The sequence below is a fragment of the Stenotrophomonas sp. SORGH_AS_0321 genome, assembly GCF_031453215.1.
GTDB lineage: Bacteria > Pseudomonadota > Gammaproteobacteria > Xanthomonadales > Xanthomonadaceae > Stenotrophomonas > Stenotrophomonas chelatiphaga.
Window position 1 is genome coordinate 710,610 of the sequence record NZ_JAVIZG010000001.1, and the last position, 19,150, is coordinate 729,759.

At 67.2% G+C, this 19,150-nt stretch carries 14 protein-coding genes and 2 pseudogenes; 10 read left to right on the forward strand and 6 right to left on the reverse strand.

Annotation, left to right across the window (positions count from 1 at the left end; translation table 11 throughout):
• Positions 1-79: 79 nt before the first annotated feature.
• From QE373_RS03000 to gnd, 4 genes and pseudogenes are all read left to right on the forward strand, one after another.
• Positions 80-2,258: pseudogene (locus tag QE373_RS03000) on the forward strand (carboxy terminal-processing peptidase).
• A gap of 120 nt (positions 2,259-2,378) precedes the next feature.
• Positions 2,379-2,966 (forward strand): DUF2242 domain-containing protein, encoded by a 588-nt coding sequence (locus tag QE373_RS03005; RefSeq protein ID WP_309683489.1) that lies wholly within the window; start codon positions 2,379-2,381, stop codon positions 2,964-2,966.
• Between the two features lie 2 nt (positions 2,967-2,968).
• A complete protein-coding gene (locus QE373_RS03010; protein ID WP_309683491.1) occupies positions 2,969-4,261 on the forward strand; it encodes a hypothetical protein in 1,293 nt (430 codons plus the stop codon).
• Positions 4,262-4,266: 5 nt separating this feature from the next.
• Positions 4,267-5,172, forward strand: a complete 906-nt coding sequence (gnd, locus tag QE373_RS03015; protein WP_309683494.1) for a phosphogluconate dehydrogenase (NAD(+)-dependent, decarboxylating) — start codon at positions 4,267-4,269, stop codon at positions 5,170-5,172.
• A 45-nt stretch (positions 5,173-5,217) separates the two neighbouring features.
• Here the strand turns inward: gnd and QE373_RS03020 are convergent, their stop codons facing one another.
• Complete coding sequence (locus tag QE373_RS03020) at positions 5,218-6,255, reverse strand: oxidoreductase (protein ID WP_309683497.1); 1,038 nt, start codon at positions 6,253-6,255, stop codon at positions 5,218-5,220.
• A 172-nt stretch (positions 6,256-6,427) separates the two neighbouring features.
• Between QE373_RS03020 and QE373_RS03025 the strand changes: the two genes are divergently transcribed.
• The 3 genes from QE373_RS03025 to QE373_RS03035 all read left to right on the forward strand — a co-directional run bounded on the left by QE373_RS03025 (position 6,428) and on the right by QE373_RS03035 (position 8,928).
• Entirely contained in the window at positions 6,428-6,805 is a 378-nt protein-coding gene (locus QE373_RS03025; protein ID WP_309683500.1) for a BON domain-containing protein, read from the forward strand.
• Between the two features lie 98 nt (positions 6,806-6,903).
• Positions 6,904-7,290: a hypothetical protein gene (locus QE373_RS03030; RefSeq protein ID WP_309683504.1), complete on the forward strand. Its 387-nt coding sequence runs from the start codon at positions 6,904-6,906 to the stop codon at positions 7,288-7,290.
• A gap of 123 nt (positions 7,291-7,413) precedes the next feature.
• Positions 7,414-8,928 (forward strand): ATP-binding protein, encoded by a 1,515-nt coding sequence (locus QE373_RS03035; protein WP_309683507.1) that lies wholly within the window; start codon positions 7,414-7,416, stop codon positions 8,926-8,928.
• Positions 8,929-8,990: 62 nt separating this feature from the next.
• On the opposite strand, the gene QE373_RS03040 is transcribed toward QE373_RS03035, so the two are convergent.
• On the reverse strand, positions 8,991-9,731 hold the full coding sequence (locus tag QE373_RS03040; protein WP_057509315.1) for a 20S proteasome subunit A/B: 741 nt from the start codon (positions 9,729-9,731) through the stop codon (positions 8,991-8,993).
• An 86-nt stretch (positions 9,732-9,817) separates the two neighbouring features.
• Between QE373_RS03040 and folK the strand changes: the two genes are divergently transcribed.
• On the forward strand, positions 9,818-10,315 hold the full coding sequence (gene folK, locus QE373_RS03045) for a 2-amino-4-hydroxy-6-hydroxymethyldihydropteridine diphosphokinase (RefSeq protein ID WP_309683510.1): 498 nt from the start codon (positions 9,818-9,820) through the stop codon (positions 10,313-10,315).
• A gap of 113 nt (positions 10,316-10,428) precedes the next feature.
• On the opposite strand, the gene QE373_RS03050 is transcribed toward folK, so the two are convergent.
• A complete protein-coding gene (locus QE373_RS03050) occupies positions 10,429-11,166 on the reverse strand; it encodes a pteridine reductase (protein WP_309683513.1) in 738 nt (245 codons plus the stop codon).
• Between the two features lie 57 nt (positions 11,167-11,223).
• Here QE373_RS03050 and QE373_RS03055 point away from each other — a divergent pair, with 57 nt between their 5' ends.
• Both QE373_RS03055 and QE373_RS03060 read left to right on the forward strand, forming a co-directional pair.
• The gene (locus QE373_RS03055; protein WP_309683515.1) at positions 11,224-12,408 is read left to right on the forward strand and encodes an SAM-dependent methyltransferase; all 1,185 of its coding nucleotides are present in this window, start codon (positions 11,224-11,226) and stop codon (positions 12,406-12,408) included.
• Positions 12,405-12,791 (forward strand): VanZ family protein, encoded by a 387-nt coding sequence (locus QE373_RS03060; protein ID WP_309683518.1) that lies wholly within the window; start codon positions 12,405-12,407, stop codon positions 12,789-12,791. Before QE373_RS03055 ends, QE373_RS03060 begins: the two co-directional genes overlap by 4 nt.
• Positions 12,792-12,825: 34 nt before the next feature.
• Here the strand turns inward: QE373_RS03060 and QE373_RS03065 are convergent, their stop codons facing one another.
• The 3 genes and pseudogenes from QE373_RS03065 to QE373_RS03075 all read right to left on the reverse strand — a co-directional run bounded on the left by QE373_RS03065 (position 12,826) and on the right by QE373_RS03075 (position 19,103).
• Positions 12,826-15,165 (reverse strand): family 20 glycosylhydrolase, encoded by a 2,340-nt coding sequence (locus QE373_RS03065; RefSeq protein WP_309683521.1) that lies wholly within the window; start codon positions 15,163-15,165, stop codon positions 12,826-12,828.
• 120 nt (positions 15,166-15,285) lie between these two features.
• Positions 15,286-17,917, reverse strand: a pseudogene (locus QE373_RS03070) (TonB-dependent receptor).
• Between the two features lie 166 nt (positions 17,918-18,083).
• Positions 18,084-19,103, reverse strand: coding sequence for a glucokinase family protein (locus tag QE373_RS03075; RefSeq protein ID WP_309683523.1), 1,020 nt, complete (start codon positions 19,101-19,103; stop codon positions 18,084-18,086).
• Positions 19,104-19,150: the final 47 nt, after the last annotated feature.

The following is a 19,150-nucleotide window of genomic DNA, read 5'->3' on the forward strand; positions in this document are numbered from 1 at the left end:
AAGCGCGCAACTTTCGGCACTGTCGTGGTGTCTGAAACGCACGCAGTCTTCCTTTCGGCAAGGTGCCCTGAGCAATTCCATGAAATTCAAAGCCCCCGCATTCCTGATTGCCCTGGCACTCACCGCCCCGCTGGCGTTGTCGGCGCAGGCCGATGGCCCGGCCCTGCCGGCCGCCGCCACGGCCGACCAGGCGACCACCTCCAAGCTGGTGTATGGGCTGCTGTCCGACAGCCGTTACGCTTACCGGCCGCGCGCGCTGGACGAGGCCACCTCCAAGGACGTCTTCAAGCGTTACCTGGAGACCCTCGACGGCGGCAAGCAGTTCTTCACCCAGGCCGACGTGGCGAAGTTCGCCCCGTTCGAAGCCGGCATCGCCACGGCGATCCGGGGCGGGCGAGCTGGAGCCGGCCTTCCAGGTGTTCTCCGTTTACAAGCAGCGCGTCGGCCAGCGGGTCGGCTATGCCCGCAACCTGCTGAAGCGCGAACCGGATTTCAGCACCGACGAACGGTTCGAGTACGACCGCAAGGACGTACCGTGGGCGGCCAGTGATGCCGAGCTGGACGAGCTGTGGCGCAAGTCGGTGAAGAACGATTGGCTGCGCCTGAAGCTTGCCGGCAAGAAGCCGGACGAGATCCGCACCACGCTGGACAAGCGCTACGCCACGCTGGAAAAGTCGGTCAACGAGCTGAAGGGCGAGGACGTGTTCCAGTTCTTCCTCAACGCCTATACCAGCGCCGTGGACCCGCATACCGATTACTTCACCCCGCGCACCGCCGAAAACTTCAACCAGGCGATGTCGCTGTCGCTGGAAGGCATCGGCGCACAGCTGCAGCGCCAGGACGACATGGTGGTGATCCGCGAGATCATTGCCGGTGGCCCGGCGGCGGTGAATGGCAAGCTCAAGCCCGGTGACCGCATCGTCGGCGTCGGCCAGGGCACCTCCGGCCCGATCGAAGATGTGATCGGCTGGCGCATCGACGACGTTGTGGCCAAGATCCGCGGCAGCAAGGACACCCAGGTCCGGCTGGAGTTCATTCCGGCCGAAGAAGGCGTGGACGGCAAGCACCACACGCTGGTGCTGACCCGCCAGAAAGTGCGCCTGGCCGAGCAGGCTGCCAAGGGCGAGACGCTGACCATCCCGGCCAAGGACGGAGCGCCCGAGCGCAAGGTCGGCGTGATCAAGCTGCCGACGTTCTACCAGGATTTCGAAGGCCGTCGCCGCAACGCGACCGACTACGCGTCCGCTACCCGCGACGTGGCCAAGCTGCTGGCCGGTTTCAAGACCGACAAGCTCGATGGCGTGGTGCTGGACCTGCGCAACAACGGCGGCGGCTCGCTGGATGAAGCCATCGAACTGACCGGTCTGTTCATCGAGCAGGGTCCGGTGGTGCAGGTGCGCGAGTCCGGTGGCCGCGTCACCGTCAACAGCGACCGCAGCGAAGCGGTGGCGTGGGACGGTCCGCTGGCGGTGCTGATCAACCGCGGCTCGGCCTCTGCCTCGGAGATCTTTGCCGGTGCCATCCAGGATTACGGTCGTGGCCTGGTGATCGGTGAGACCACCTTCGGCAAGGGCACCGTGCAGAACATCGTCGACCTGGACCGCTGGCCCAGCGGCGAAGCCCAGCGCTTCGGCCAGGTCAAGCTGACCATCGCGCAGTTCTTCCGCGTCAGCGGCAGCAGCACCCAGCACAAGGGCGTGGTGCCCGACCTGGCCTTCCCGGCCAGCGTGGACGCCACCGAGTTCGGCGAAAGCACCTATGACAATGCGCTGCCGTGGACCCGCATCGCCGCCGTGCCGCACACCCAGTACGGCAACTTCGGCCCGCTGCTGCCCAAGCTGGAAAGCCGACACGACACCCGGATCGCCGCTGACAAGGAGTTCCAGTGGTGGAACGAGGACGTGCAGCAGTTCCGCGAAGAGAAGGCCAAGAAGTACATCTCGCTCAACGAAGCCGAACGCCGCACCGAGCGTGAGCGCCAGGACAAGCAGCGCGTGGACCGCCAGGCCGTGCGCAAGGAACTGGGCCTTGACCTGGATCCGCTGGCCGACGACAGCAACGATGATGGCCTGACCGGCAACGAGCGCGATATCGTCAAGGATGCCGCGCGGGAGAAGGCTGCCGAAAAGCGCCCCGACCCGCTGCTGCGCGAATCGGCGGCAATCCTGGCCGATGCCGTGAACCTGCTCGAAGAGGACCGCCCGCTGTCCGCCCAGGTTCTGCCGCAGTCTACGGGGGCGGGTCGCTGGGCCGACTGAGGCGGGTGCTGAACCCGCACCAACCCGTCGCGCGGTGCCGAGCATCGCGCCACGGCTGTAAACCTGCCGCTTACGCACCGCGCGCTATGCTGCGCTGAGTCAATCTCTGCAGGAATGTCCATGCGGACTGCGGTCTTCCTTACTCCCGTGTTGCTGATGGCCGGCCTGTCCGGCTGTGGTGGACGTGCGGCCGACAGTACGTTGCTGCGCGAATCCTTCGACTCCGGTGACATGTATTCGCGCACCGTGGACGGTTCGCCGGCCGAGGCCTGCGAGGCCGCCAGGCGCACCCTGCTCAGCCAAGGCTATGCGATCGCCCGTGCCGACGGGACCGGCGTGGAAGGCAGCAAGAATTTCCAGCCCCGCGATGACGACCACGAACAGCTGGTGCTGCGTATTTCCTGTGCGCCACGCGGCGAGCAGGCGCTGGTGTTCATCAGCGCGGTGCAGGACCGTTACGCGTTGAAGAAGAGTCCGACCTCGGCCAGTGTCGGCGTAGGCGCGCTGGGCTCGGTGTCGTTGCCGTTCGGCAGCAATGACGATTCGCTGGTGAAGGTCGCCAGCAGCACGGTGCAGGACGGCGATTTCTACGGCCGGTTCTTCCAGCGGCTGCAGCAGTACCTGCCGGTGGTGGCTGCGCCGGCAACGACGCCCGCGCCCGCAGCGGATTCACCGCCGACCGACAGCACGGACGACGGGCTGCGCTGAGCATGCGCGCAGGCGTTGCGCTGCTGGGGGTCCTGCTGGTCCTTCCGGGGACGGCGCTGTCGGCCGCGCCGGATTGCACGCAGGGGCTGCTGGAGCGCTTGGGATGGCGATTCGAGTCGGCTGCGGTGGCGGTGCCCGATGTGCATGGCGGCCCTGTCTGTACCCGCGAGGATCTACGGCAGGCGCACGCGCAGGGCGATCTGCGCGCCACGCTTCCGCGCGACTGGAAGCCTGCCGAGCGCGCGGAATTCATGCAGCGCCTGCTGGACGACCCGGCCAGTGTGTGCGCCTACGCGATGCGGGTGGGCGAAGCAGCGCGGCGTGCGGCGCGCGCGCTGGAAAGCAATCCGGGCTATCGGTTCTCCGGGCTGCAGCTCGGCTGGATCGGTTTCGGCGCGCGCGGGGCACAGGCGCAGGGCTGGCAGCGTACGCGCAGCCTGGGGCGGGGGTACCAGCCTGCGGCCAGCAACAGCCAGGCGCTGGCAACTTTCTACACCGGCAAGGTGCGCAGCGAATGCGGCGTCGGCCGCCAGGTCGCCCAACTGGCCACCCAGCGCGAACTGCACGGGGATGCCTCGTTCGACACTGCGTTCGACCACGATGAACTCGGCATCGGCACCTTCCTCGGCCTGCACGACACCGACAGCATCCTGCTCGGCGCGCACGCGGGGGAACTGTTCGCCGACGGCAAGGCGGTGTGCACCTCGGCGATGGGCCGGCAGGCCTTCATGGGGGCGCCGGGTTACATCACCCACGCGCTCGGCCGGGAAACGCTGGACGACCTGAACAACCAGGCCGAGAATTTCATCGTGGTGGACGTGGGCGCGGAGGCGGCCGACGCGCTGCGCCGGCACGGTGGATTCGGCTGGTACGACCAGCGCAACCGGGAACTCTGGGAACTGTCCCGGCAGCTGCCGCGGCGCGGGGTGCGCTTCTTCGAACGACTGCTGGCCGATCAGGATCCCTCCCTGCGCGCATCGCTCACCGATGATGAGGCAGCGCTGGTGGCGCGCATGGATGGCGTGCTGGACGATCCGTTCTACCGGCAGTTCCAGATCTTCGTGCACCCGCGCGGTATAAAGCCCATCGGCTTCCATGTCGCACGCCTGCTGGACCGCAATCCACGCACGCCGTTCACGGTGGAGCTGACGGTGCACAATCTGCATACCACGCTGTACCGGCGCTGGCAGCAGGCGCAGTTGCGCCACTGCGCGGCGACCGGGATGCCAGGCAGCCTGACTTCTGATTCCGGACCCGGTGGCGACGCCGTCCGCGGTCCCTCAACGCAAAGGTGAAACAGATGGATATCGCAATGATCGGCCTCGGCCGGATGGGCGCGAACATGGCCCAGCGGCTGCAGCGTGGCGGCCACCGCGTGGTAGGGCATGACCCGATGGAAGCGGCGCGCACGCGCGCGGCGGAGTCCGGCCTGGAGGTGTTCGCCACGCTGGCCGAGGCGGTCGCCGCCCTGCCGGTACCGCGCGTGGTGTGGCTGATGGTGCCGGCCGGCGATACCGTCGACCAGACGTTGGCGCAGGTGGTCCCGCATCTCGCCGAAGGCGATGTGGTGATCGATGGCGGCAACTCCAACTACCAGGATTCCGTGCGCCGCGCGCGTTCGTTGGCTGACGATGACATCTTCTACCTGGACTGCGGCACCAGTGGCGGGGTGTGGGGGCTGCAGGAGGGCTACAGCCTGATGATCGGCGGCGATGCGGCCACCGTGGAGCAGTTGGCGCCGGTGTTCCAGGCGCTCGCGCCGGCTGCCGACCGCGGCTGGGCCCGGGTGGGGCCGAGTGGGGCAGGGCACTACACCAAGATGATCCACAACGGCATCGAGTACGGAATGATGCAGGCCTATGCCGAAGGCTTCGCGCTGATGGAGCGGAAGGAAGAGATGGAACTCGACCTGGGCCAGGTTGCCGAGGTATGGCGGCACGGCAGCGTGGTGCGTTCCTGGCTGCTGGACCTGAGCGCGCAGGCGCTGCAGCGCAATCCGGCGCTGGATGGTATTGCGCCCTACGTGGAGGATTCCGGCGAGGGCCGCTGGACCGTGGCCGAAGCCATCGCGCTGGACGTGCCTGCGCCGGTGATCACGCTGGCGCTGCTGGAGCGGCTGCGTTCCCGCCAGTCCAACAGCTTCAGCGACCGCCTGCTGGCGGCGATGCGCAACGAGTTCGGCGGCCACGCGATCAAGAAGATCTGATCGCCATGGTGCAGCGCCGGGCGATGCTCGGCGCTACCCGGACGTTTACAGCGCGATGGTGCGGCGCTCGCGCGCACTGAGGCGGCCCGCATCCAGCATCTGCATCAGCTGCACCGCCTGTTGCGGGGTGACCTCGGCAGGCGCCTGGCCATTGATTGCTGCAGCGAACGCGCTGTACAGCTTCCGGTAGTCCCCCGGCAGGTTGTCCACGGTGGTGTGCTGCAGTTGGCCCTCGGCATCGAAGGCCGAATGGACGCCATGCTGCGGATCCAGGCCCCAGCCGGGCGCACCGGGTGCCTTGCCGGCGGCAAGCTGGGCTTCCTGCACATCCAGTCCGTGTTTGATCCAGCTGCCTTTGCTGCCATGCACGGTGAAGCGCGGCGCCGCGGCAGCCACCAGCGAACCCGCATGCACGATGGCGCGCATGCGCGGGTAATGCAGCACGGCATGCAGGTAGTCGGTGCTGCCTTCGCCGCGCTGGCAATCCAGGTCCGCGGTGATCGCCTGCGGCCAACCGAACAGCTGCAGCATCTGGTCAAGCAGGTGCGGACCCAGGTCGTACCACAGGCCACCGCCGGGCTGGTCGCGCTCGCGCCAGCGGTCGCGCACGTGCGGGCGGAAGCGGTCGAAGTGCGAATGGCATTCGGCGATGTCACCCAGCGCGCCGCTGGCCAGCAACTGCCGAAGCGTAAGGAAGTCCGCATCGAAACGTCGGTTCTGGAACACGGTCACCACGCGTGCGTGTTCCTCTGCGGTACGCAGCACGGTTTCCGCCTGCGCGGTGTCCAGTGCGAAGGGCTTGTCCACCAGCACGTGCTTGCCTGCGCGCAGTGCGGCGATGGCCAGCGGCGCGTGCTGTTCGTTGGGCGTTGCAATGACCACCGCATCCACTGCGGGGTCTTCCAGCGCCTCGGTGGGCGCGGCGCGCACGTGCACGTCGGTGAAGTGGCGGCGCAGTTCATCTCGACGCGAACTGACCACGCTGTGCAGGGCAAGTCCCGGCGTGTGCTGGATCAGCGGCGCATGGAATACCCGCCCGGCAAGACCATAGCCGATCAGGGCAACCTGCAGGTCGACAGGCATGGGGCGCTCCGCGTTGGGGTGGGGGTGACCAGCCTAACGGCTCGTCCACGGAGTGCAAAACATGAACGGATGTCGCATGCGGCATCTCGGTTCACCCCAGCATGACGGTACCGGCACGCCGGCTGGACGCCCGTTACGGGACACTCCATCCACCAACGAGGAGGACCGTACGATGAAGACGAATTCCAAGCTGCTTACCGCGACCATTGGCCTGGGCATGCTGCTGGCTGCACCGCTGGCCATGGCCAACGACCCGGCCAAGAAGGACGCCACGATGGCCCACGACCGCACCCATGCGGCGAACCACGACTCCAACGAGCCAGTGACCGATACGTGGATCACCACCAAGGTCAAGGGTGACCTGGCGGTCAGCAGCAATGTGCCGGCCACCGATATCAGCGTTACCACCGTCAACGGTGTGGTGACCCTGAAGGGCAACGTGGCCAACAAGGCCGAGCATGACAAGGCGGTCAACACGGCGAAGGGGATCAAGGGCGTTACCCGCGTCGATTCCACCCAGCTGAAGGTCGCCAGCACCGCGTCGAAGTAATCCAGCGCGGTGGCATGACGGAAAGGCAGAGGCGCCCGCTGTGGGCGCCTTTGCCGTTTCTGGCTCTGGCACGGCAGGGGCTGCACTGCTGCACTGTCATGCTGGCTTCCTTCATGGATGGACTGATGATCCGCGCGACCGACCCGGCTGTCTCTATACCCCTGCAGGCCATTGCCGTGACCCGCCCGCTTGGTGCCGCCGAGACAGGCGCGCTGCTGCCAGTGCGCTTGGGCAACACGGCCCTCCCCGGCGCCGCTGACGGGGTGGCGCCAGCGGCGATCGGAACGGTCAGTTGGCGGAGGATCCTTGTGGCGGTGGGCACGCTGGCCGCACTCGGCTCGGTCGCCTACTGGACGTTCGGCCAGCCGGTGTTCACGGTCGGGTCCCGTGCCAACGTGCCGGCGCCCACACCTGAGCCGGGTGGGGCGGGAAGGGTCGTCGATTGGGCTGCACTGGATCGCATCTTGCGCCAATCCTTTGGTTGAACGCAGCGGTCCTGGACTATAGTGGCTTCACGCGCCCTTCGCGGTCCTCGTGGTGGTGCGGCGTGGGGGCGGCGTTCTGGAGTGTTCTGGGGGATCGGCAATGTGTGGGGAGCCAGGGTGAGCATGCCAGTCAAAACCGAGGCGGGTGATCTGCGTATCCTGCTGGTCGAGGACGTGCCCGAGGATGCCGAGCGCGTCATCGCGCAGATCCTCGCTGCAGGCATGCGCGCAAGCTTCCAGCGCGTTGACGAAGAAGGCCAGCTGCTCGCTGCGCTTCAGGCCTTCCAGCCCGACGTGGTGCTGGCCGAGCTGAACATGGCCGCTTTTTCGGGTTTCCAGGCCCTGGACATCGTGCGCTTGGCGCAACCGGACGTACCGTTCCTGTTCCTGTCCAGCACGCTGGGCGAAGACGCGGCGGTGGCCGCACTGCAACGCGGCGCCAGCGACTACATCCTCAAGCACCACCCCGCGCGGTTGCCTTCGGCGGTCGCGCGCGCGGTGCGCGATGCGCGGGCCACGGGCGAACGGCAGCGGGTGGAAGGCGAGCTGATGCGCGCGCAGCGGCTGGAAAGCCTGTCGATGCTTGCGGCGGGCCTCAGCCACGACCTTCGCAACATCCTGCAGCCGTTGCTGATCGTGCCGGAGCTGCTGAAGGCCCGCACGCAGGATCCGCAACTGCTGCACATGGCCGAGGTCATCGCCGAATGCGGGCGGCGCGGCCACGAGATGGCCGAGTCCATGCTGTCCTTCGTGCGCGGATCACCCCGGCCCAGCGAGCGGGTCAAGGTTCACCACCTGTTCGAGGCCGTGCAGTTGCTGCTGCGCGGTACGCTGCCCAGCGACGTCGAGCTGCAGTTGGAGACGGCGGGCGGCGCGCTGGCGGTGGATGGCAACTACACCGAACTGCAGCAGGTGCTGCTGAACCTGGCACTCAACGCGCTGCAGGCGATGCCCGATGGCGGCACGCTGACCCTGCGCGCGGACCTTGGTGGCCTCCACCACGGACGGCAATGGCTGGTCATTTCCGTGATCGACGCCGGCATCGGCATGGATGCGCCCACCCTGGAAAGGCTGTTCAGTCCGTTCTTCACCACCAAGCCGGATGGCACCGGGCTGGGCCTGGTGTCCTGCAAGCGGATCGTGGAAAGCTGCGGCGGCCGCATCGCAGTTACCAGCGCGCCGGGCGAGGGAACACGCTTTGACCTGCACCTGCCGGCCAGCGAACAGGCTGAACTGCCGCAGCCGCCGATCCAGCCAATGGCGGCCGGCACGGGGCAGTCGATCCTGGTGGTGGATGCCGAAGCGACCCGCCTGTCGTTGCTGGGAAATGCCTTGTCCAGCCAAGGCTATCTGCTGCAACTGGCATCCGATGGTGCCGCAGCGTTGCGGGCAGTGGAGCCCGATGCCATGCCTGCGCTGGTCATCCTGGATGGCGGGGCGCAGTTGCTGACCGCCAGCGCGCTGCTGTCGGAGCTGTCGCAGCGCGGGTTCCGCGGCGCCGCCCTGCTGCTGTGCGATGAGGCCTGCATGCCGCCTGTGGAAGCGCCAGCGGGCGTGTCCCTGCACGTGCTGCGCAAACCCCTGGAGATGCAGCAGGTGTTCCGTTCGGTGGCCAAGGCGCTGCGCACACACGGGTAGTGACGGCCGCTGGCCGTCAAGCCCCTGCCGCGGTGGGCATGACCAGGCGCCACCGGACCGGGCTACGCCTGCTGTTCCCACGGGAAGCGGGGCAGCGCGGCGACTGCCTGTTCCAGCCGGTGCGCCCAGTTGCGGTGGATGTCCGCATACAGCGGCGAATCGCCACTCAGGCGCAGCTGTCCGCCGATCCGCAGCTCATCGCGGCGCACCAGCGCAAGGTCCAGCGGCAGGCCCACCGACAGGTTCGAGCGGATGGTGGAATCGAGCGACACCACCGCGGTGCGGGCGGCATCGTCCAGCCGCGTGCGCGGGCGGATGATGCGGTCCAGGATCGGCTTTCCGTACTTGGATTCACCGATCTGCAGGTACGGCGTTTCGGGCGAGGCGGAGATGGCGTTGCCAAGCGGATAGATCATGTAGAGGCCGGGCCGCTCGCCGGCGATCTGTCCGCCGAGGATCAAGGTTGCCTGGGTGTTCACCCCGTCGTGACCATGTTCCACGTCGCGGCATTTGACCTGGCTGTCCACCAGCAGCGCGCCGACATACTCGGCGACCTCGAACAGGTGGCGCAGGCTGCGCAGGTTGGGCGTGCGCTGCTCCTCCACGTCGCGCTGCAGGCGTGAGACCAGCAGCTGGGTGGTCGCCAGGTTGCCGCTGGCCATCAGCACGAACACGGCCTCGCCAGGATATTCGAAGGCATGCAGCTTGCGGTGGACGCGTACGTCGTCCACCGACGCGTTGGTGCGGGTGTCGGCGGCAAAGACCAGCCCCTCGTCCACCTCGATTCCGACGCAATAAGTCATTGGCATCGTCCCATCAAGTGCGGTCCAATGGTACGGGTGATGCCGTGATGAAGCCATTACCTCCCCCCTGCCACCCGATGACCCGCATGACCACCGTGCTCCTCAGCCTGGGCAGCAATGTCCAGCCCCGCCGCCACCTGCATGCCGCCGTGGCCGCCCTGGCCGAACGTTTCGGCAGCATCACCGTCTCTCCGGCCTATCGCACGGCGGCAGTGGGCTTTGACGGCCCGGCGTTCCTCAACAATGCGGTGGCCATTGAAACCGACATGCCGCTGGAGGCCCTTGATGCCTGGGCCCATGCGCTGGAAGACCGGCACGGGCGCGACCGCAGTGGCCCGCGCTTTTCCGACCGGACCCTGGACATCGACGTGGTGTTCTACGGTGAGCTGATCGTGGAGGGGCCGGGGCATCTGCGGATTCCCCGCCCTGAACTGAAGCACGCCTTCGTGATCAAACCGCTGGCGGATATCGCGCCGGACTTTGTCGATCCGGTCAGTGGACTGACCCTGGATGCGCTGTGGCGGGCCCACCGCCAGGTGGGTGATGCCTTCGAGGTGGTGGCGCTGGGGCCCGATGCCGATTGAAGGGCAGCGCGGCTCCATGCTCGGCGAGCGCAGCGGCGGGAGCTGACGACCAGCGGTCGTCACTACCGAGCAGGAGCTGACGACCAGCGGTCGTCACTACCGAAGCCGGTGACTCAGGACAGCGTGCGCCCGCCGTCCAGCCGCAGCGTATGGCCGGTGACGAAGCCGGCATCGGCGATCAGCCAGCGCACCGCTTCGGCGATCTCCTCCACCGTGCCGATGCGCGCCAGCGGAGTGCGCGCCAGCAGCGCCTCGCGCGCGAAATCATCCTTGCCGGTTTCCGGCCACAGGATGGCCCCGGGCGCCACCGCGTTCACCCGCACCTTGGGCGCCAGTTCCAGTGCCAGTGAGCGGGTCACCATTTCCAGCGCGGCCTTGGCCATGCAGTAGGCCGGATGGTCGCGCATGGGCTGGCTGCCGTGCAGGTCGGTGAGGTTGACGATGCTGCCGTGGCTGCGACGCAGGTGGGGTGCAGCGGCCTGGGCCAGGAGCAGCGGCGCGCGCGCATTCACCGCGTACAGGTCATCGACCGCTTCGGCGGTGATCTGTCCGAGCGGGGTGGCGAAGAAATTGGAGGCATTGTTGACCAGCGCATCCAGCCGGCCGAAATGGGCCACCGCCTGCTCGACGAGGTCAGCCAGGGCGTCGCTGTCGCGCAGGTCGGCCTGCAGCGCCAGCACACTGCCCGGCCGCGCCAGTTCGAAGGCGAAGGCTGCCTGCTGCAGCTCGTCGCTGGAGCGATTGGCATGCAGCACGATGTGGTATCCGGCCTGGTGCAGATGACCGGCGATGGCTGCACCGATGCGGCGCGCGCTGCCGGTGATCAGGGCCACGGGGGCGGTGGGGGTCATCGGGTACTCCATGGCTCGGCTATCCTGTGCACCATTGTCACCGCATTTGAAGACGCCATGCAGTCCACCCTTCCCCTGCCCGATACCGACGCCCTGGCCCACAGCGAACAGCTGGCGGCCGCATTGCGCGATGAAATCCGCGCGCAGGGCGGCGCGATCCCGTTCTCGCGCTTCATGGAGCTGTGCCTGTACACCCCCGGATGGGGTTACTACAGCGCCGGCGCCAGCAAATTCGGTGCCGGCGGTGATTTCACCACCGCGCCGGAAATGGGCGGATTGTTCGCCGCCACCGTGGCCAATGCACTGGCGCCGGTGTTCGGCCAGCTGGGGCCGCAGGCCCGCCTCCTCGAAGTCGGCGGGGGGACCGGTGCCTTCGCCGAAGCGCTGCTGCTGCGGCTGGCGGAACTGCAGGCACTGCCGGCGCGCTATGCGATCCTGGAGCCCAGCGCCGACCTGCGCCAGCGCCAGCGCGAGCGCCTGCAGCAGAACCTCCCGGCCGAGATCGGCGGGCGCGTGGAATGGCTGGACCGGCCGTTCGATGACGACTGGGAAGGCGTGGTGTTCGCCAACGAAGTGATCGATGCGCTGCCCACCCCGCGCTTCGTGATCCAGGCTGGTGAGGTGTACGAAGAGACCGTGGCGCTGGATGCCGATGGCCAGTTCGTGCGCGCCACGGCACCGGCGGACATGCTGCTCAACGGCGCGGTAAGGCATCTGGAGCGTTACCTGGATACGCCGTTCACCGACGGCTACCGCTCCGAGCTGCTGCCGCAGCTGCCGTACTGGCTGCAGGCGGTGGCCGGCGGACTGAAGCGCGGCGCGATGCTGTTCGTGGATTACGGCTACACCCGCGGCGAGTACTACCTGCCCGAACGCGATGACGGCACCGTGCGTGCGTTCTACCGCCACCACGTACACAACGACGTCTATCTGTGGCCGGGCCTGCAGGACATCACCGCTTCGGTGGACTTTACCGCCATGGCCGAAGCCGGCCTGCACGCGGGGTTCGACCTGGCCGGTTACTGCAGCCAGGCCAGTTTCCTGCTCGGCAACGGGCTGGACCAGGTGCTGGCGCTGGCTGATGAGCGCACCGACGACGTAGGCCGGGTGCAGCTGCGCGAGGAGGTCAAGAAGCTCACCCTGCCCAGCGGCATGGGCGAGCGCTTCCAGGTGATCGGCCTGCAGCGCGACGTGGATTTTGAACCATCCTTCGAACTGGGTGACCTGAGCTGGCGGCTGTGAGCGGCAGGTGGCTCAAGCCACTGCGCCATCCGCGGTTGTGGCTGGGTGTGTGGCTGGCCGCGGTGCTGACGGTGATCGTGGTCTGCCTGATCCCGCCGCCGCCGCTGGCGCTGCCCCAAGGCAGTGACAAGGTGGAGCACTTCCTGGCGTATTTCCTGCTGGGGGGCAGTGCGGTGCAGCTGTTCCAGCGCGGCCGCGCGCTGCTGTGGATAGCGGTGGGCCTGGTACTGATGGGCGTTGGCATCGAGTTCGCCCAGGGGGCGCTGACCGAAACCCGCATGGCCGACCCGGCCGATGCGCTGGCCAATACGGTCGGGGTGGTGGTGGGCCTCGCCACGGCACTGACGCCGTGGCGGGACCTGTTGCTGCGCCTGCGCGGCTGAGGGCTGACCGGGGCTACCGGGTCTGCTGCGCTCGTTACCGTGCCAGGGTGACTTCGTCCAGCACCCACATCGCCGGCCGGGTGTCACCGCTGAAGCTGATGCACAGATCGCCCTTGCCGGTCGCCTGCTTGGGCAAGGTGGCTTCCAGGGTGACGAATCCATCGGCACCGACGCTGGCGGGCAACGCCACTTCGGCTACTGCCGGGCCGCTGCAGTCGCCGCGGCGGATCTTCATTTCACCGTGTGCCCGCGTGGCCGCTTCGAACCTGCGCTGCGGTTCGTCGTGGGCCAGCTGGAAGTAGTACGGAATACGCCCCGCACGGACCTTCAGCGTGCCGATGCCGGTGAGATCGGCATCGGCCCAGCGCCAGCACGGGTTGAAGATGTTGACGTTGAACACCGCACGGGGGCCGTCGGCCGGGCCATCGTCTTCCAGCCGCAGCAACAACTGTCCCGGGCCGGGGCAGGTCAGCAGTTCGTCATCGCGACGGGTCAGCAGCGACTGTGCGGTGAACGCGGCCACGCTGGGCGCAGCAGCCAGCGGCTGGCCGTTGAAGAACGCGGCAGCGTGCACGGTCACCGGCACGCGTGCCTGCAGCGGTGCCTGGTACAACGGCGAAGCCGCAGTGACCGGCTGGCCATCGGTGCGGTAGCGCACTTCGTAGCCCAGCGGATTGGCCAGGCTGACCTGCACGCTGCCGGCGCGCCGGTCGTCCTGATGCACGACTGCCACCTCGAACGGCGTCTGTGCATAGGCCAGGCCCCACGCGCGGTAGCGCTGCAGCTGTGCCGGCAGGCGGGCCAGGAAGTCGCGGAAATCGCGCTGCTGCACCGGGCTCCAGCCGGTTTCTGCAACGGCGGCCAGACGCGGGAACAGGTTGTGCTGCAGCCGGGCGTAGCTGCGCGTGTGTTCGGTGAACATGTTGGCCTGCAGGCCGAGGATGTGGTGCTGCTTGTCCGCTGCCAGCGTGGCCGGCACCGGCTCGAAGGCGTAGGTACGTGCCAGCGTGGTGAGCAACGGACGGCCCGGCGGCTCGTTCGGCGATGACGTCTGCAGATAGTCCATGTACATGTCGGTGACCGGCGACATCACCACGTCGTGGCCTTCGCTGGCAGCCTTCAGGCCACCTTCGGTACCGCGCCAGGACATCACCGTGGCCTGCGGCGGCAGGCCGCCTTCGAGGATTTCATCCCAACCGATCAGGCGCCGGTCGTGCTGTTCCAGGAAGGTTTCCAGACGCTTGATGAGATGGCTCTGCATCTGCATCTCATCGCTGGCGCCCAGTTCGCGCATGCGCTGCTGCACACGTGCCGAGGCGATCCACTGGTCTTTCACGGCTTCATCGCCGCCCACATGCACGTAGGTCGACGGGAACAATGCGATGACTTCTTCCAGCACGTTTTCCAGGAAGGTGAACGTGCTTTCCTCGGTGTTGAACAGGTTCGGGAACACGCCCCATTCGCTCAGCGGTTGCAGCGGCGCATCCAGTACGCCCAGCTCCGGGTAGGCGGCAATGGCGGCGGTGGCATGGCCGGGTACGTCGATTTCCGGAATGACCTGGATATGCAGCGCGGCGGCATAGGCGATGACTTCGCGGATCTGCTGCTGGGTGTAGAAGCCGCAGTACGGACGGGGTGCGCCGGTGGCGGGGTCACGGCCGCCGTCACCGGCCGGGATGCGGCAGCTGCCGACCTCGGTCAGTTTCGGGTAGCGCTTGATCTCCATGCGCCAGCCCTGGTCATCGGTGAGATGCCAGTGGAACGTGTTGAGCTTGTGCGCGGCCATTGCATCGAGCACCTGCTTGATCTCGTCCAGGCTCTGGAAATGCCGCGCCGAATCCAGCATCAGGCCGCGCCAGCTGAAGCGCGGGGCGTCTTCGATGCGCACCGCCGGGATGTGTCCATCGCTGCCGCCGGTAGCCAGCTGGGCCAGCGTGGCGGCGCCGTAGAACAGGCCGGCCTCGGTGGCAGCGCTCACGCTGATGCCGGAGGCGCCCACCTCCAGCGTGTAGCCCTCTGCACCTGGTGGGTGACGACCGTTGGTCGTCACGCCCTCCAGTACGAAGCGGACCCCAGCGGCAGCGTTGCCCGCAGACGTTACCAGGGTCGGACCGCCACTACGCGCCAGCAGCGCGGAAAACTGTGCGGCCACACGCCGGGCGGCGTCGCCCTGCGCGGACAGCGGCGTCGATGCGGTAAGCGTGAAGCCTGCGCCCTGCGTGCGCTGCACGTGGGCCGGGGCGGGAATGAGCGGCAGGCTGCCGTCGCGCAGCAACGGGCCGGGGGCGTTGTCGATGGCCGGTGCATCGGCGGCGCGTGCCAGCGGCGCGATGGCCAGGCACAGCAGCAGCGGGGCCAGGGAGGTGAAGCGCATCAGGTGACTCCTGTGGTGGAGGGGCGCCGATCATCGGCCGGCACCATCCGTTTACCGTCCCCATCATGCAACGGGCCCGGATGACCGGGCCCGTTGCGATGGGACATTGCCAGCTGCAGCTTAGAACTTGAAGTGCACCGTGGCCATGTAGCGGCGGCCACTCTTGTACTTGCCGGCCAGGTGCTCCTTGTCGCCCAGGTACTGGAAGTAGGTCTCGTCCAGCAGGTTCTGTGCGTCGATGTTGAGCGACCAGTTCTCGTTGAAGGTGTAGCCGATGCTCGCACCCAGTTCGGCGTAGTCGTCCACGCTGGCCGGTGCGGCGCCGGCCACGTAGCCGCCGGCCAGGTAGCTGTCACGCCAGTTGTAGGTCAGGCGGGCATTCAGCGGACCCTTCTCGTAGTAGGGGCTGAAGGCCACGGCGTTGCGCGACTGGTAAGGCAGCGGATCACCGGTGTTGTTCTCGCCGTTGGCGTAGGTGTAGTTGCCGGTCAGGCCGAAGCCGCTTTCGCCGAAGGGCTGCTGGAAGCTCAGGTTGAAGCCCTTGACGTGGCCGCTGCCGGCGTTGCGCGGACGCTGGATGCTGTAGTCGCAGTAACCATCGGCGGTGCAGCCGTTGGTGCCGACGATGCTGTCCCAGGTCAGCGGCGAGGTATCGCGGATCGAGTTGTACTGGCGCTCGATGGTGGCCGAGGTGTCGATGTAGTTCTCGATCTTCTTGTAGAAGATCGACCACGCCACGACGGCCTGCGGCGCGAAGTAGTACTCGGCCGAAGCGTTGAAGTTCCACGACTCATACGGCGACAGGTTGGCGTTGCCGCCAGAACCGGTGAGCTGGGTATCGTTGAGGAAGGTGTTGTTGACCATCTGGTTGTACGGTGCCCAGGCGATCACCTTCGCACCGGAGAAACGGAACACCCAGTCGCTGTCGGTATCCCAGGCCAGGCTCACCGACGGCAGCACGAAGTCTTCCTTCTTGGACTGGGTCTGCCACTTGCTGTCCAGGTCGGTCAGGGTCGGCGTGCCGCCGTAGACGAAACCGCTGCCGTCGGTCTTGGAATCGACGTAGCGCACGCCCACGTTGCCGCGCAGCGGGCCGTTGGAGAAGTTCAACTGCGCATAGGCCGCGTTGTTGGTCTGCTCCAGCGCCCAGCTGTTGTTGAGGTAGCTGGACGGATCCGGGTTGGCGAAGTCCAGCGGGCTGCCCTTGACCCAGGCCAGCACGTTGTCACGGGCCGACCTGGATGTGGCGCGACTGGTCGTCACCGAAGCCCTGGATGCCGTCGGTCAGGCCGATGGTGCCGACGTCGGCCAGGGTGCCGGTACGCACGCCGCCGTACACGTTGAGCTCGAAGTTTTCTTCGTGCTTGCCGTGGCGCACGCCGAACTGCAGCTGGTTGAACACGCTGTCGAACTGCACGTTGAAGTCCAGCTGCGCGTAGGTGTCCTTGCTCTCGGTGGCGAAGATGCCGTTGTTGCCGAGCCAGCCACCGGGAGCGCCCCAGTTCGCCGGGTCACGCGCGCCTGCCGGATCATCGAAGGTCAGGCCATCATCGACATTCCAGCTGTAGCCCCCGTTGTACACCGGCTCGATGAAGTACTGTGCCAGGTTCTTGTTTTCCGACTTGCTCTGGCCGACCTGGCCGTTGATGCCCCAGCCTTCGCCCTTCCAGGCGCCACGCAGGTCCAGGCCCTTGGTGGTGACTTCGGATTCGCGCACGTTGTTGTCATAGATGACCGTGCCGCTGGTGGCATCTGCGTTGGCAGTGGAATGGCCGCTGGTGGCCACGCCGTTGCGCACGTCGCCGAGCTGGTCGATGGCGTTGCGCGTGCCGTCGTTCCAGGTCAGGAAGGAATACATCGACTGGTTGTAGTTGTCGAAGTTTTCCTTGATGTACAGGCCGCTGAGGTTGAACTCCAGTTCCTCGGTCGGCTTGAACTGCAGGTTGACCACGGCGCTGTCGCGCTTGCGCTCCTGCTGGAACCAGGCGGCGTTGATCGAGTTCGGCACGTCGACATCGCCCGCCACGCCCGCTGCGTTGGTGAAGCTGCTGGCCTTGGCGTAGCCGAAGACCTCGATGCCCTGACGGTCGATCGCTTCTTCGTAATGCTGCGCGGACACCGCGATGCCGAACGTCTCGTCGTCGTTCTTCCAGCTGTACAGCGCCGATGCGTTCGGCTTGCCTTCGCTGGCCTGCTGGCTGTAGCTGTAGCCCACCGAGGCAGCCACTTCGTTCTTCTTCAGGTCCAGCGGCTGGCGGGTGTGCATCAGCACGGTGCCGCCGAGGCTGCCTTCGGTCAGGCGTGCTTCGGAGGACTTGATGATCTCCGCACGTCCGAGGATCTGCGGCGACAGCAGGGTGTAGTCGAAGCCGCGGTTGGGCTGTTCGCCATACAACCAGATCGCCTGGGCGACCGGGTGGCCATCCAGGAAGGACAGGTTGAGGCTGGGGTCGGTGCCGTCGATGCTGACCCGCTCGCCCTGGCCGAAGCGACGGTCCAGGGTGACGCCGGGAATCTGCGACAGCGCTTCAGCCACATTGGTGCTGGGGAACTTGCCGATGTCCTCGGCGGTGATCGCTTCGGACACACCGACGTTGTTGCGCTTGGTGTCCAGGGATTTTTCCAGGCTGGCGCGGATGCCGACCACGGTGATCGTGTCCAGGTCCTGCGGGGTCTGGGTCTGCTGGGCGTGGGCACTGAAGGCCAGGCAGCCGACGATGGCGGCCGAAAGTACGGACTTGCGGGTGTTCATGATGTCTCTCCTCATCACACGAAGTTTCGCCGCGTCGGCGCGTGGTTGTTGCTGTCGTACGACCTCGCCGCGGCCGGCGGGTCGGGTGTTCCGGGTACAGCGTGCTGCGTGTTCCGGGTACCGCGTCGTTCGTCCAGGCCGCCGCGCGCTCCAGCGCGCCGCAGCCTCAGCGGGGCTGCTGGCCGAGGTACCAGCTGGCGGCGCCGATAACGCCCAGCTGGCCGTGCTCGACCACCTTCACCGGGATCCGCTGCAGCGCTTCGCTCATCGGTCCCTTGTTGAGATAGCGCGCGACGAAGGTGCTGTCGCGCAGGTAGTCGCGGATCTTCGGCAGGATGCCGCCGGCCAGATAGACCCCGCCATGGGCGCCGTACAGCAGGGCCATGTCACCCACGGTGCTGCCAAGCAGGCCGCAGAACACGTCCAGCGCCCTGCGTGCCAGCGCATCGGTGCCCGCGATGGCCGCAGCGGTCACCGCATCGGGGCTGCCCAGCAGCGCGGGCCTGTCTTCCAGTGCGCACAGCGCGGTGTACAGGTTGATCAGGCCGGGACCCGACAGCGCATGTTCTACCGACACATGGGAACGGCCGCGCAACATGTGGCGCAGGATCGCCATTTCCAGCGCGTCGCTGGCGGCGAGACTGGCCTGGCCGGCTTCGGTCGCCAGCACCACTGGACCGTGCGCGGTCGGAATCCACAGTGCCGCTCCCAGGCCGGTGCCAGGGCCCACTACCAGGGTGGGGCCGATGGACGCGCTGTCCGGCCCGCACAACTGCAGCACGCCGCTTGCATCGACCTGGGCCGCCGCGTGGGCCACGGCTTCGAAATCATTGACGATGTGCACGTGCTGCACGCCGACCTCGGTTTCCAGCTGACGAGCGGACAGCGGCCATGGAACGTTCGCGGTGATCACCGTGCCGTCTTCACGGGCGTAGCCGGCGGTGGCCACCACGCAATGCGCTGGCCGCATGCCGTCGCCGAGGAAGTCGGAAAGAATCGCGCCCAGGCCAGGGTGGTCCGCGTTGCGGTACTTGCGGTAGTCCAGCACGCGCACCGGATGCGCTGCATCGCCGCTGGCCTCGACGCGGGCGACCCTCACATGGGTTCCACCCACGTCTGCGGCCAGGAAGCCCGGCGCTGCAGTGGAGAGGGCGTGGGTGGGTGCGGGATGGCTGGCAGCGGTCACGCGGGCTCCTGCGGAGTGCGGGCCATGATTGACCCGCCGTTGAGCGA